Annotated in this window: 12 protein-coding genes and 1 tRNA gene; 8 read left to right on the top strand and 5 right to left on the bottom strand. The window is 40.0% G+C overall.

The annotated features are described in order from the left end of the window. Positions 1–48: 48 nt before the first annotated feature. Both icmF and AC6JA8_RS18780 read left to right on the top strand, forming a co-directional pair. Positions 49–3,204 (top strand): fused isobutyryl-CoA mutase/GTPase IcmF, encoded by a 3,156-nt coding sequence (gene icmF / locus AC6JA8_RS18785; RefSeq protein WP_497975139.1) that lies wholly within the window; start codon positions 49–51, stop codon positions 3,202–3,204. After that, entirely contained in the window at positions 3,204–3,776 is a 573-nt protein-coding gene (locus AC6JA8_RS18780; protein WP_497975138.1) for a cob(I)yrinic acid a,c-diamide adenosyltransferase, read from the top strand. Before icmF ends, AC6JA8_RS18780 begins: the two co-directional genes overlap by 1 nt. Here AC6JA8_RS18780 and AC6JA8_RS18775 read toward each other — a convergent pair. Beyond that, positions 3,773–4,372 (bottom strand): FHA domain-containing protein, encoded by a 600-nt coding sequence (locus AC6JA8_RS18775; protein ID WP_497975137.1) that lies wholly within the window; start codon positions 4,370–4,372, stop codon positions 3,773–3,775. The genes AC6JA8_RS18780 and AC6JA8_RS18775 overlap by 4 nt on opposite strands. 141 nt (positions 4,373–4,513) lie before the next feature. Here AC6JA8_RS18775 and AC6JA8_RS18770 point away from each other — a divergent pair, with 141 nt between their 5' ends. Together AC6JA8_RS18770 and AC6JA8_RS18765 are read left to right on the top strand one after the other, a co-directional pair. Then, positions 4,514–4,846, top strand: coding sequence for a HesB/IscA family protein (locus tag AC6JA8_RS18770; RefSeq protein ID WP_102245338.1), 333 nt, complete (start codon positions 4,514–4,516; stop codon positions 4,844–4,846). Between the two features lie 2 nt (positions 4,847–4,848). Further along, on the top strand, positions 4,849–6,408 hold the full coding sequence (locus AC6JA8_RS18765) for a tetratricopeptide repeat protein (RefSeq protein WP_497975136.1): 1,560 nt from the start codon (positions 4,849–4,851) through the stop codon (positions 6,406–6,408). Here AC6JA8_RS18765 and AC6JA8_RS18760 read toward each other — a convergent pair. Together AC6JA8_RS18760 and AC6JA8_RS18755 are read right to left on the bottom strand one after the other, a co-directional pair. Next, positions 6,373–7,809: an aKG-HExxH-type peptide beta-hydroxylase gene (locus tag AC6JA8_RS18760; protein WP_497975135.1), complete on the bottom strand. Its 1,437-nt coding sequence runs from the start codon at positions 7,807–7,809 to the stop codon at positions 6,373–6,375. The two genes, AC6JA8_RS18765 and AC6JA8_RS18760, sit on opposite strands and share 36 nt — an antisense overlap. A gap of 88 nt (positions 7,810–7,897) precedes the next feature. Further along, positions 7,898–8,716, bottom strand: coding sequence for a penicillin-binding transpeptidase domain-containing protein (locus tag AC6JA8_RS18755; RefSeq protein ID WP_497975134.1), 819 nt, complete (start codon positions 8,714–8,716; stop codon positions 7,898–7,900). Positions 8,717–8,821: 105 nt separating this feature from the next. Here AC6JA8_RS18755 and AC6JA8_RS18750 point away from each other — a divergent pair, with 105 nt between their 5' ends. Together AC6JA8_RS18750 and AC6JA8_RS18745 are read left to right on the top strand one after the other, a co-directional pair. Further along, complete coding sequence (locus AC6JA8_RS18750) at positions 8,822–9,229, top strand: response regulator (RefSeq protein WP_497975133.1); 408 nt, start codon at positions 8,822–8,824, stop codon at positions 9,227–9,229. Beyond that, positions 9,226–10,647, top strand: a complete 1,422-nt coding sequence (locus tag AC6JA8_RS18745) for a PAS domain-containing sensor histidine kinase (RefSeq protein WP_497975132.1) — start codon at positions 9,226–9,228, stop codon at positions 10,645–10,647. Before AC6JA8_RS18750 ends, AC6JA8_RS18745 begins: the two co-directional genes overlap by 4 nt. A gap of 20 nt (positions 10,648–10,667) precedes the next feature. Here the strand turns inward: AC6JA8_RS18745 and AC6JA8_RS18740 are convergent. After that, positions 10,668–10,742, bottom strand: a tRNA-Asn gene (locus AC6JA8_RS18740). Between the two features lie 169 nt (positions 10,743–10,911). Between AC6JA8_RS18740 and AC6JA8_RS18735 the strand changes: the two genes are divergently transcribed. Both AC6JA8_RS18735 and AC6JA8_RS18730 read left to right on the top strand, forming a co-directional pair. Beyond that, on the top strand, positions 10,912–11,511 hold the full coding sequence (locus tag AC6JA8_RS18735; RefSeq protein ID WP_497975131.1) for a hypothetical protein: 600 nt from the start codon (positions 10,912–10,914) through the stop codon (positions 11,509–11,511). Between the two features lies 1 nt (position 11,512). Further along, entirely contained in the window at positions 11,513–12,709 is a 1,197-nt protein-coding gene (locus AC6JA8_RS18730) for a DUF2252 family protein (protein WP_497975130.1), read from the top strand. A gap of 39 nt (positions 12,710–12,748) precedes the next feature. Here the strand turns inward: AC6JA8_RS18730 and AC6JA8_RS18725 are convergent, their stop codons facing one another. Continuing rightward, positions 12,749–13,399: a hypothetical protein gene (locus AC6JA8_RS18725; protein ID WP_497975129.1), complete on the bottom strand. Its 651-nt coding sequence runs from the start codon at positions 13,397–13,399 to the stop codon at positions 12,749–12,751. Positions 13,400–13,418: the final 19 nt, after the last annotated feature.

The following is a 13,418-nucleotide window of genomic DNA, read 5'->3' as shown; positions in this document are numbered from 1 at the left end:
CAAATTAGCCCTTTTCGCTATTAGATTAACTAGAGATAGAGTGAGATTATGAAAAAACTTAGATTTGTAACCGCCGCCAGCCTTTTTGACGGCCATGACGTATCAGTCAACATTATGCGAAGAATGCTTCAATCCAAGGGGGTAGAGGTCATTCATTTAGGGCATAACCGCTCAGCGCAAGAGGTTGTCGATGCGGCCCTTCAAGAAGATGTCCACGCTGTGGCATTAAGCTCATACCAGGGCGGACATGTTGAGTATTTTACTTATATTAGAGAGCTTCTGGACGCTGCAGGTGCAAAAAACGTAAAGATTTTTGGTGGTGGTGGTGGAGTTATCACTCCTTCAGAAATTAAGCTTCTGCACTCTCGCGGGATCACGCGCATTTATTCTCCACAAGATGGGATGGAAATTGGTCTAAACGGAATCATTGATGACATGATTGAAAGGGCCAACACTTCAACTCTTGAGGGAGTAGACTTCTCAAAGTTCAATCTTGGGAAACTAGAAAAAAGAGAGATTTCAAAAGTCATTACGGCCATCGAAGATAACGGAGAGCTTCCGGTAAAATTCGCGGAAGGAAAAGTTCCGGTTTTGGGTATCACGGGAACAGGGGGAGCAGGTAAGTCGTCTCTTATCGATGAACTTCTACTTCGTTTCTACCGCCATTCTCCAGACTGCAAGATCGCACTTATCTCAGTAGACCCGACAAAAAAGAAAACATCGGGAGCGCTTCTTGGAGACCGTATCCGTTTAGGAAGTGCAAGCTTCAATAATTTTTATATTCGTTCACTTGCAACGAGAGATTCAAATACAGAACTTTCACCGCAAATTAAAAACGTTGTGTCGTTCTTAAAGTCTCAGCCGTTTGATTTAATCCTGGTTGAAACATCAGGGATCGGTCAGGCCTCTGATGAAATCACAAAAGTAGCAGACAAGTGCATTTACGTTATGACTCCGGAATACGGAGCAGCCACTCAGCTGGAAAAAATCGAAATGCTTGAAGCGGCGACATTCATTGTCCTAAACAAGTTTGAAAAACCTCGCTCTGAAGACGCTCTAAGAGACATTAGAAAACAATACAGAAGAAACCACCAGGAATTCGCTGGTCACCCAGGTGCTCGCGAAGACCATGAACTTCCAATCTATGGAACAATGGCCTCTCAGTTTAACGACGTTGGTGTCAACGCCCTTTTCTACGATATCGTTAAAGCTCTTAACGTGAAGGCCGAAAACCTTGAATCAATGAAGCGCGATAAAGCTCCAACTGAAAAAAAGAGAATCATCGCTCCAGAAAGATCTCTTTACCTGCGCGATATCGCGGGAACTGTGCGCGCTTATAACCGTGAAGCAGTTGAGATTGCGGAAAAATTAAAAGACTACGAAGCGCTAACGATTGTTTCGAAGCTTCTTAATGGAAATAAAGATATTGCTTCTAAACTTTCAGAAGTTCAGGCGTCAATTCCAGAGAAAGCATTTGCTGAACTAAAAGTTCTTGATGAAACAATCGCTCAGTACGAATCTGGAACTTATTCTTACTTCGTTCGTGGAAAAGAAATCAAAGTTAAAACAAAATACAAATCGCTTTCAGGAAATGATGTTTCTAAAGTCGCGTACCCGACATTTAATTCAGTGGTTGATAAATACCGCTTTATTAAAAACTCAAACCTTCCAGGACATTTCCCATTTGCCGCTGGGATTTTCCCATTCAAGCGCGCCGATGAAGATCCAAAGAGAATGTTTGCCGGAGAAGGCGGGCCACTTAGAACAAACACTCGCTTCCACTACTTATCAAAAGACGACAATGCAAAACGCTTATCAACAGCATTTGACTCGGTCACTTTATACGGAGAAGATCCAGATACACGTCCGGATATCTTCGGAAAAATCGGAGAGGCCGGAGTTTCAATTGCAACGTTAGATGACATGCAAGACCTGTATAAAGGCTTCAGCCTTATTGATCCAGCAACATCTGTGTCGATGACCATCAACGGACCAGCTCCAATCATCCTTGCTCTTTTCATGAACACAGCTATGAAACAAGCATTAAAAGGTGATGATTTCTGGAATCAAGAAAAACGCGTTGAAGTCATGAGACAAGTGCGCGGGACAGTTCAAGCAGATATCCTAAAAGAAGACCAGGCCCAAAACACTTGTATCTTCTCTTTAGAATTCGCTCTCAAAATGATGGGAGATATCCAGGAATACTTCTGCAGAAACGCGATTAAAAACTATTACTCAGTTTCAATCTCTGGTTACCACATTGCTGAAGCGGGAGCTAATCCGATTTCTCAGATGGCCTTTACTCTTTCAAACGGATTTACGTTTGTTGAGTACTACCTGTCTCGTGGAATGAAGATTGATGATTTCTCAGGAAACCTTTCATACTTCTTCTCTAACGGTCTAGACCCTGAATACACAGTTATGGGTCGTGTCGCTCGTAAGATTTGGGCAGTTACATTAAGAGATAAATACGGCGCGAACGAAAAATCGCAGCAGTTTAAATACCACGTTCAAACTTCTGGGCGCTCTCTGCACGCTCAAGAAATCGATTTCAACGATATCAGAACAACATTACAGGCCTTCTTAGCTCTTTCTGATAACTGTAACTCACTTCATACCAATGCTTACGATGAAGCGATTACAACGCCAACAGAAGAGTCGGTAAGACGTGCGATGGCCATCCAGATGATCATCAACCGTGAATTCGGTATGAACAAGACGGACAACCCGGTTCAAGGGGCCTACATCGTTGAAGAACTCGCAGCGATCGTTGAAGAGCAGGTTCTAAGAGAATTCGAAAACATCTCTGATAAAGGTGGTGTTCTTGGAGCGATGGAATCAATGTACCAAAGATCAAAAATCCAGGAAGAGTCTCTTTATTATGAAACTTTAAAAGACTCAGGAGAGTTCCCGATTATTGGAGTTAATACTTACATTGCTCCAAATATTAAAGAGCAGATGGCCAAAGAGATCGAAATTTCTCGTTGTACAGACGATGAAAAAATGGATCAGATCAATCGCCTGAACAAGTTCAAGGAAAGAAATAAAGATAAATCAGAAGAGGCGCTAAAACGCCTTAGAGAAGTGGCCCTGACAGACGGAAACGTCTTCGAAGAGCTTCTGACAACTGTTAACTACGCCAGCCTTGGGCAGATCACGAACCTTCTTTATGAAGTTGGTGGTAAATACCGCAGGAACATGTAATGAAAAAAGCAGCCGTCTACACACGCACAGGAGATAAAGGAACGACTGGTCTAGTTGGAGGAACACGTATTAAAAAAAGTGATCCACGCATTCATCTTTACGGCGAAGTAGACGAGCTGAATTCTCACATCGGTATGGCGATGTCTTTATTGGAAAAAGACTTTGATCAGGCCCTATTGCGAAAAATTCAATCTTCGCTCTTTGATCTTGGAAGCAATTTAGCTTGTGAAAAAGAAAAAAGAGCGCAGTTTAAACTTCCACAGATTAAAGACGGCACAATCTTAAAACTTGAAAAAGAAATTGATGAAATGGATGCGCATCTTGAACCATTAAAGCATTTTATTTTACCAGGTGGTCATCCGGCCGCAGCCGCTTTTCATGTTTGTCGTACAGTGTGCAGAAGAATTGAGAGACAGATGGTGGATTTTGAAGATGCCCATAATGGGGAAGTGCCAGAGAAGGCGCTTACTTACATTAACCGTTTGTCGGATTATTTCTTTATGCTCTCGCGTTTTATCAACGCAAAAAAACACATTAAAGAACCTATTTGGATAGCTGAGAGCGAAGGTTAAGGTTTCTTCTTCGTTTTATCTTTGTCGAGCTTTAAAAACTTGGTGTGCCCAGTGCTTTCTTCCTGTTCAATAACAGTGTCAGCAGATCCGGCCCAGTGATTCACTGGCCTTTTTTTCTCTTTGATATTTTTCCCAAGAACAACTGTCTTCTTTTTTGGAGCTTCACCTTTTGGTTCGCCTGGTCGCTCAGGATTATCGACAGAGTTCGTTCCATTCGGGCGCAGGCTTCCCAGCGCTGGAAGAGTCTTGTCGTTTTTATTTCTAAGTTGCGTGCTTCCGATAGCTAATCTTTCAGTTGGAGAGAGTCTTTTGTCGTCAATTTTAATGAGAGTATTTCCAATGCGGATAACATCATTGATACGAACATAGGTTTGGTGAACCTGACTGTTATTTATGTACGAACCATTGGTGGAACCCAGGTCGCAAAAAAGAACTTCGCCCTTGCCTGTGATTTCAAATGAGCAGTGTTTGCTCGACATTTTTGAGTCGACAATTTTGTAATCACTCGAGCTCGAACGCCCCATCACGACTTTGTTAAGTATTGGCAATTCTGTGACTTGCCCGTCCTCGGTCTTGATTAATAGAATTACGGCCATAAAATCCCTCTCTAACTAAATAATATCTCATGAATAGAAAATCACAAAACTAGGGGAAAAACATTCTTAGGTATTTATGCTATAATATGATAATAACAGAGGGAAATACCCGATAAAAGGGGTCTCTTGTTCGAGGTTTTTATGGAACAAATTATCACTGTAACAGACAAAGCACTTCACCATATTCGCGAAATCTACCAAAAGGAACAAAAGGGCCTTGATACTGGACTTCGTTTAGGTGTATCTGGTGGCGGATGTTCAGGACTGTCATATAAAATCGAATTTTCTGAGAAAAAAGAAAAAGACAATATTCTCGATTTCGGTGACATCAAAATCCTGATTGACCCAAAGTCATCAATTTACCTTAAAGGTGTTGAGCTGGATTTTAAAGATGGCCTTAACGGAAAAGGCTTCGTATTCAATAACCCAAATGCAACTAATACTTGCGGTTGTGGCGAATCGTTCTCTGTCTAATTATGAAAGCCGATCTTTCATCAATCCGTTTTAACGAAACTCAAATTGAACTTCGCGGCTACTCTTTGATTGAAGTCACGGGAGCTGACCGCGAAACTTTTTTCCAAGGTCAGGTCACTAATGACCTTCATGCACTGGAAATCGGCGAAGGCCAGCTGACAGCAAGACTTAACCGCACTGGAAAAGTTCAGTCTTTTTTCACCATTGCCCGCTTAGCTGATAAGCTGCTACTTCTTTGTGAAAATGAATTAGTGGAATCGGTGCTGGCGGATTTTAACAAGTTTATTATTATGGACGACGTTGAGCTTAAAGCGCTTAATGAGAAAGTCTATTTGCATTTTAATTACTATCTCGGCGAAAGCGATGAATCGCTTTTCCGTTTCAATTATGCTGGTCTTAATACTTCATTATCAACAGCTCCTATTGCAGGTGTTCCATTTGCTTCTGAGTCTGAGTTAGAAGAAGTTCGTTTTTTAAACGGTTATCCAAAATGGAAGAAAGATGTTGATGACTCTTTTTTCGTGAATGACTCTTACTTAAATGAGATCGCCATCTCTTATAAGAAAGGATGTTTTTTAGGGCAGGAAACAGTCGCTAAAATCGAAAATAACCGCGGAGCCGCCTATTACCCGGTGATTTTGGAAATGAGCTCAGAAGCTCCATTAGAAAGTGGCAGCGACTTTTTTGTTGAAGATAAAAAAGCCGGAAAAATCCAATACCAAAAAAATAATATTGTAGTTGCAAGCCTTTTTAGAGACTTCCGCGTAGAGGGAAAGAAGATACCTGTAACAGTCGGGGGGCAAACTCTAACGGCGACGGTTCATTATCTTCCATTTTATAAAAAACAAAAACGCCAGGATATCGCTGAAGAGCTTTATCATGCAGGCGTAGAAGAATTCCAGGCCACAAATGTTGAAGCGGCCATGGATTTTATGAAAAAGGCGATTGCTTTTAATCCGGAACACTCAGATGCTTTTGAATCCATCGGAGTTATTCTAGGGCGCAAAGAGCGTTATGAAGAAGCTATCGGTTGGATGGATAAACTTTTAAAGGTAAAACCGTCTTCAGTTATGGCCCACACAAATAAATCGCTTTTCTTGATGAAGCTTGGAAAAATCGAAGAAGCTGAAGCCGAAAAGGCCCTGGCAACAGTGAAGTCTTTTTCAATGTTTGGTGAAGAGGCCAAACTTAAGAAGGCCTTAGACGAAGAAAAGAAAAAGAAAGACGCCGATATCGAAAGACGTGAAGGAATGTTTAAACAGGTCCTGGAAATTGATCCTGATGATACTGTGGCCCTTTATGGCCTGGGTGATGTGGCCTTCTATCGTGAAAATTTTAAAGAAGCCGTCACTCACTTAGAAAGAGTGGTTGTTCTTGATGAAAAATACTCAGCAGCTTATCTATTATTAGGCAAAAGTCTCGAGGCCAGTGGGAATTTAGAACGTGCCATGCAGGTGTATAAAAAAGGCATCGATGTCGCTTCTAAAAGAGGAGACATGATGCCTGCTAATGAAATGCAATCCAGATTAAATCAACTTATAGTGGCTTCTCGTCTCGCTTAATTCTTTTTTCAGCGTAGAGATTTTAACGAAAGCCTCAGTGTCTAATGCCTCAAGGTTTTTAAGGGCAGCATCCACCATCTTTTTATAAGCATCAATGCGCTCATAAGTCGCGTTGATTAGTGCCAGACCTTCTTTATTTACGCGCTTATTTTTAAAAGCGTGTGTGAAGTCAGGACGGCAGTACTCCAGCATAAAATACTCTTCTAAGAAGCGAGTCTTGATCTTAACTCTTTCAGCTTTTGTGAAGGTCAGCGTTTTCTTTTCAGCAGCAGCATCCAGGTTTGCAAAAAGCTCCATCGCCCAGAAAAACGTGAACGTTGCATGGTAAATCCCGCGGATAGGGCGAAGGGCCTTTCTCCAAGGAGAATAATAAACTTTATCGTCATCTTCGTTGATCAGGTCAACGTGATTTAAATAAGTATTCAAGTAGTGGTGTCCATTTTCATGAAGAAGATCGTCCATTAAGTCGATTTGGTCGCGGTCAAACATGTTTAAGCATGAATAGCCAGGAAGAGACTGCATCGAGTAGCTAACGATACCTTTTTCATTAACAGGAACAATGGTGTGAGTGAAGCTCTTAAAAGTTGTGTAAAGGTGTGGGGCCACTTTTTTAATATTTCCCAGGGCCTTTGTGATGTTCTTTTTAAATTCATCAATTTTCTTTTCACCTTCTTCACAGTGAGGAAGGACATAAAGTTTTGAGTCTTCAAGAGTTAATGCTTCTGGAGCCTCTTCAATTTTTAATTCAACATCTTTATCGTCAACTTCAATAACCATCTTGCTGGCTTCTGGGTCAAGCTTGCGCAGAGGAAGTGAAGGATAAGTCTCAGGCGTCTTCTTTAGCTTCACTGGAAGGTGCTTATCTGTGATATAAATCTTCTTTTCAGAGTCTCCTAATTCAGGAACAACCTGGTACATAAGAGCGTCTTCAAAATCCTGGCGGTAAAGGCTCAGGTGAACAACGTAGAAAGAAACAATCTGGTTTTCCAGAAGTGGGATTAGGTTTGTTGAAACTTCAATAACAGGTGAACCATCATTTAGGAAGTTCAAGAAACTCTCGGCCAGTTCAGAATCATTCCAGAAATTAAAAAGCTCATTTTCCAGGTCAGTCAGTTCGTCGCTATCGATGTCTTCTTCAATCAGAAGTTCTTCGTGCAACTGGATAACGTAAATTAAGTTATCAACTAGGTTTAACCAGTAAAATTTTAGCGGTGAATATGTATCAAATGTTTCATCGTGGACGATATCATTTAATTGATCGAGAAAATCTGGATCGACAACATCAGTGTCAAAACCTTTTTGAAAATCGATTCTTAAATCTTCGATGAAGTCGAGGTAACTTCTTTCAACATTTTTCTGTAATTTTTTGTGGAAATCTTTGGAAAATAATTGCTCTTTCATAAGGCCTTCGTTTCGGAGTTATGTGCCGATCTTATTGATATTTCTGATATAAAGCAAGGATAAGGGTAAAATAATTAAGCGCGAGTCATTACTCTGTTACTAGTCCCATTTGGGTGGCGATGTCGATGGTGGCCCTTCTCATTCTCACGCCTCCTGGCGCTTTTTCGTCTGTTAGATCAGAGGCATTTCCAGCGACAGCATAGACTTTAGAGGGAGTTTTGATAATACCTACAAACCAGCCAAACATTTTATCTGGCTTGTTCATACAGTCATGTCCAGCAGTGCAGCCAGTTCCTGTTTTGCCATAGAGTTCTGTATTTTTACTTAAGTTTTTAATGAAGATAATTTTTTTAGTTAGATCTGTTGTTCGTTTCGAGAGTCCTAATTTTTCATTCCAAAAATGAGAAACAAAAGTTAACTCTTCGTATGCGGAAATTTTCAGGCTGGAAGAGACCCAGGCATTTTTTAGACCGCCAGAGAAGTCTTCATTGCCGTACTGGAATGTGTGCAAATATCTTTTAATAGTTTTGATGCCTAATTGAGGCATGATCCATTCGGTCACCCACTTAGCGGAAAAAGTCATAAAGGTAAAAGGCGTCAGGTCTTGATTGAGCTCGGCGCGTCTTCTTTTCACTCCGTCCCACTTGATAATCTGGTGCTCATCTTTGAGAACATTGTTTTCAAAGGCCATGAGTGCTGCCGGTAATTTAAACGTTGAGTAAGGCGAAAATCGCTTTTTGCAGCGAGCTGGGTTGTATTCATCCAGGATTTTACCTGTACTAAGATCTGAAATAATAAAACACCCATCGCGTTTGCCGAAAATCTTTTTGTAGTCGACCTTTAAAGGGGCCGCCGAGTGAGCGCTACTGAAGATTAAAAATGAGAGTACAAGTGAGAGTTTTTTCATGCCTTAATTTTAAAGGAGTATTTAGGAATACACACTAAAATAATAATTATTGACACATATAAATTGTGAACCTTATGATTCAATAAAATTACGATAGGAATTCCCATGAGCAAAGTGCTGTTTTTTATAGATGATGATGAAGACTTTTTATACGTTCTCTCGAGAGTGGCCAACAAACTGGATTTTATCTCAGAAATTCAAACTGCTAAACACGGAAAGGCCGCTCTCGATACACTACTAGCTTTAAAAGATGCAGGTAAGCGTTTACCAGATACTATGTTTGTTGATCTGAACATGCCGGTTATGGATGGTTTTGAGTTTTTAGAAAAATTTAAACTGCTCAGAGAAACTTATAGTGAGTTTAAAAAAATAGTTCCGATTATTATGCTGACATCATCCCGTGAAGACTCAGATAAAAAAACTGCACTTGATATGGGAATTGTTCAAAACTATGTCATTAAGCCAGCGGGAATTAAAAATCTGGAAAACATGCTTAGGGACCTGGTTCAATGACAGTGTATGAGGCCATTTTTAATTGCAGTCCAGTGGCCATGCTCTTAGTGAACGAAGACAGTATTATCGAGCTTGCTAATGTTCATGCGGGAACTTTATTTGATTACTCGCCTGATGAATTGGTTGGAAAAAATCTCGATATGCTCCTGCCGTCTCAAATCAAAAAAACTCATCCTGGCCTTGTCAAAGAATACCTCGCCAATCCTATATCGAGAAAAATGGGAGTAGGGAGGAATCTTTATGGCGTGAGAAAGAATGGCGAAAACATTCCAGTAGAAATCGGTTTAAATCCAATCCAGAAAGATGGAAAAATCTATGTCATGAGTTCTGTTATCGACATTACAGAACGACTAAAGGCAGAAGTGCGATTTAAAGCAGCAGTTCAAGCTTCACCGTGTGGAATGTTAATGATTAACCAAAATGGAATCATTGAACTGGCCAATAAAAAAACTCAGGAAATATTTGGCTATGATGAGCATGAGCTTATTGGACAGCCAATAGAAATGCTTGTCCCGGAAGAGTTTAAAAAACCGCATCCACTTTTTGTAAAAGGTTATGTGGCCAACCCTGTTCCAAGGGCCATGGGGATTGGGCGCGAATTATTCGGCCGTCACAAGTCTGGTAAATTAGTTCCAGTGGAAATTGGCCTGCAGCCAGTTTATACAAATAACGAAACGTTTGTTATCAGCTCCATTGTCGACATTACTGAAAGAAAAAGGAACGAAGAAGAGATTCAGGAAAAATCTGATGAGATGAAAGAGTTTTCTTATCGAACTTCTCACGATTTAAAATCACCGCTTATGACAATAGGTAATCTAAGCGATTGCATCCTGGAAGACCTGGAAGAACATAATTTTGAGCATGTGAAAGCAAACGCTGAAAGAGTAAAAAAGCTTACGGTTAAACTAAGTAAACTCATTGAAGACATTCTAACGTTAACTAAAACAGACGTTATGGATGAGGAGCTCAGTGTTTTTTCTTTTGATGAGTATCTTAAAGAAGTGCAAGAGAAGTATGATTACATCATCAAAGAAAACAATGTGAAAATTATCGGATCTTTTAGTCATAGAAAAGATTTCTATGTTCAAAAAACACGTCTCACACAGGTGCTTGATAACCTAATCAGCAATTCAATTAAGTATTCCAATAAAGACAGCAAAGAGCCCTATGTGCGAATTAATGTCTTCAATGATCCGAGCAAGTTTTATATTCAAGTGGAAGATAATGGAAAAGGAATTCCTGTTGAGAAACACAATCAGGTCTTTGGAATGTTTAAGCGATTCGATAACAGCGATATCCCAGGGAGTGGTTTAGGTCTTTATATCATCAAGAAGAATATGCAGAAGCTCAACGGTCACCTTAGCTTTGAAAGCAATCCATCTGGAACAACATTTTACTTAGAATTTAAATTGATTTAAAAAAGTGGTTTTAGAAAAAATGGCTGGGAAGGTGGGACTCGAACCCACGACCAATAGATTAACAGTCTACTGCGCTACCACTGCGCCACTCCCCAACATCTACTGAAATAAGTCTACAAGTTATAAAAATTATTGGCCTAAATGTCTACTACTTTTTTAAAAAATGCCAGTTTGAATGACTAAGTATTTGAAATCTTATTTCAAGGGGAATGCCAGATCAAATGACTCAAGTTTAAAGGCAATGCTTCCGATAAGTTCATTACTATGGCCGTCCAAAATCTACTTATCATGAACCTTCTGCGAATTATCACCCCTGAGGAGATCGCAGACATTGCTACCAAACACAATGGTGGTAAGTTCCTTTCACTTACAGACTTAGTAAATGAAAGAGTAGAGCATAAAATTTACCGCGACTTCTCAAGCACAGAATCGCTTGATGAGATTCACGAAGCCCACTCAAAACAAAACAAAGAAGAAGAGGTCTCAGCTAAAATTCTTCCTTTCACAAAAAAAGAATCAGCTGACGTTGAAAGTGAAGAGGCGCCTATCGGGCCTGAGCAAACACCAGCTCCACGTTTTGTTGTGCAGGCGAAAACAACTTCACAGGTTGCTTATGAACCTGAACCGGAAGTTGTCCAGGCCAAAACAATCGCACCAGAGCATAAAGAAGATGAAAATATGTCGTCGTTTATTCTTATTGAAAAAGCGAGACTAAAACAATCTCAGAAATCACTTAAGCAAAAAGAGATCATCGACCTTTATCAGAAAAACTCTAATGTTGATGTCGAGCAGATAAAATCAACCAATCAGAACCCGATGTCTTCTTCAGAAGTCGGTGTTCTCGTCAATAAAAAGCAGTATTGATATGAGATGGATGTATGTGCCATTCATGTTCGCACTGGCCTTCATCTACACCAAGTTATCTTTTAACGATTACATGCCAAAAAATGCTGTTTCCCGAGCTCCTGCGGCAGCTCCAGCACTTACGTGCAAGGAAATGCTGGAAGAGTTTTACCCGAATCAAAAAGGGTCATTCATTGAAAAACGCATTGAAGCCAACAAAGATTTTCATTCTTTCTATCGTGCCTTTTCTCCGGTTTTTTACAAGTATGTTGCTGATCCTGACTTTGCAGCTCTCTATAAATCATTAGAGAAATTCCAGGGAACAATTGCAGGGGATCTGCACATCGAAAACTTTGGATTCGTTATTGATGACAAAGGAAAAGTGATTTTCACCTTGAATGATTTTGATGATTCAACGGAAGGCCTGCTTTATCACGATGTCTTAAGGCATTTTGTCTCTGGTAAGATTGTGGATAAAGATCTTGCCTGGAAAACTTATTTTGAAGCTTATGCAAAAGGTCTTAAGGGAGAAGCTCATGTGAGCTCTTTTTATATTGAAAAAGGCATTGAAGACGTTTCAACGGTCACAGAAAAAACACTGAAAAAGTTTATCAGTGAAGATGCACCTTTTAAATTTATTAAGCATAAAACACCAGATCGCCCGACAAAAGAAGAAGAATTAAAATCATTAACGAGTGCTCTTAAAGAAAAATTCCCCAAAATTGAGATCTTTGATCATTATGTTCGAATCAAAGAAGACGGAGGGAGTGCAGGGCTAAAGCGCTTTCAGGTTCTCGCACGTGTGAGACCTCAGGATAAAGTTCAATGGCTGGATATAAAAGAGTCGGCACAAAGTGGATACGACAAAGTGTTTGTGAAGGCCGAAGTTAATTTTGAAGGGCGTATGGCCGCTTTTAAAGAACGCATTTATGACGGCAGATTAAATAAGTCTATTGATAGTGTTTCTATTGAAGGCCACGCTTACAGCCTAAGATTTGTCGATCAATTTGCTTCAGGCCTAAAACTAGAAGACATTCCTGCAGATGATTACGCTGATATTATTGCGGATGAAGCTTATGTTGTAGGCAGAATGCATCGATTGTCCCTTGGGGATCAGGCGAGCAATTATGTTAGTGCTTGGGAAAGTATCAATAGTGGTCTGATTGAAGAGAGTTTGATTAATTTGAAGTTTAAGCTAAAAGATCTTTATAAAAATTAATAAATTCAGCCCGCAAGTTTCCTCACGGGCATTGTAAAATTATAAGCATCGAAAAAGAGCATCGGCCGTGTAGTCACTCTCATTCACACTGATATTGATCCACCCTTTATACTCAGTAGATTCATTCGTGTTTCTTGTAATCGACTCGACAAAGTTATAGGCTTTGTTTGCAGAGTAGATTTCTCCTGCTCCACCTGCACTTTGAACTTCACGGTTAAAAGTATCGATCATAGAGACTAAAGAAAACATATTGCTTCTGTATTTATTTTGAAAATTTTCAAATTGCTTAACTTTTTCCATGAAGCCATTGAGTTCGTTTGAACATTTGCTCTTTTGTTCATCAGAAAGACAGCTGTTAAAGTCATTGGCAATAGAGACTGAATTAATATGGATACCAGAGCCATAGCTTGGATCTAGTGCTTCTTTTAATTTTTGAACATAAAAATCATAAAGTCTTGTCATCGTCATTGTCGTCGTCTGAGCAACGACCTGACCTTGAGAAGACTGCATGTAAACATCTCGACCAATTTCTGGCCAACCTTTGTTGATATGTTCTTCATACATTCTGCGTGTGAGGTTATCCGTCAGGACTTGTTTCATCTCGAAAACTGTAATTTTAGGTTTGTCACTACAGTCATCAGCGAATGCGTAACCAGAAATCATCATAAGAACGAGAGCTAATGTCTTCATTTTATTTATCCCTTGAAAT

Source organism: Bacteriovorax sp. HI3, assembly GCF_059738875.1.
This window is presented reverse-complemented; position numbering and strand designations above follow the sequence as displayed.